The organism is Caballeronia sp. LZ065 (assembly GCF_031450975.1).
GTDB lineage: Bacteria > Pseudomonadota > Gammaproteobacteria > Burkholderiales > Burkholderiaceae > Caballeronia.
On record NZ_JARUXV010000034.1, the window covers coordinates 1 to 710 of the forward strand.

The window sequence follows — 710 nt, forward strand, 5'->3', positions numbered from 1 at the left end:
CCGCCGAACGGTGCCACTTCGTTCGAAATCAGCCCGGTGTTGATGCCCACCATGCCGTATTCGAGCGCTTCGGCCACGCGCCATACGCGGCCGATGTCGCGGCTGTAGAAGTACGCGGCAAGACCGAATTCGGTGTCGTTGGCCATGCGCACGACTTCTTCGTCGGAGCTGAACTTGAAGACTGGCGCGAGCGGGCCGAAGGTTTCTTCCTTCGATACTTTCATGTCCGGCGTGACGTTCGTGAGCACGGTCGGCTCGAAGAAGCCGTGGCCAAGCGCATGGCGCTTGCCGCCTGACACCAGTGACGCGCCTTTCGAGAGCGCATCCTCGATATGCGATTCGACCTTCTTCACGGCGGCTTCGTTGATGAGCGGTCCAAGCGCGACGCCGCTTTCGGTGCCGTTGCCGACTTTCATCTTGCCGACTGCGGCGGCGAGTTTCTGCGCGAACGCGTCGTAGACTTTTTCGTGCACGTAGAAGCGGTTCGTGCAGACGCAGGTCTGACCGCTGTTGCGATACTTCGAGGCTACGGCGCCTTCGACTGCGGCATCGATATCGGCGTCTTCGAACACGATAAAGGGCGCGTTGCCGCCGAGTTCCAGTGTGACCTTCTTGACCGTCGGCGCGCTCTGCGCCATCAGCAGTCGGCCCACGGCGGTGGAGCCGGTGAACGAGAGCTTGCGCACGATCGGATTGCCGGTCATTTCCTC

General features: G+C 61.7%; 1 protein-coding gene. It reads right to left on the reverse strand.

Annotated features, from left to right (window positions below; all coding sequences use genetic code 11):
* A partial coding sequence (locus tag QCE63_RS35525) for an aldehyde dehydrogenase family protein (RefSeq protein ID WP_309839943.1) occupies nucleotides 1-710 on the reverse strand: 710 nt, incomplete at both ends.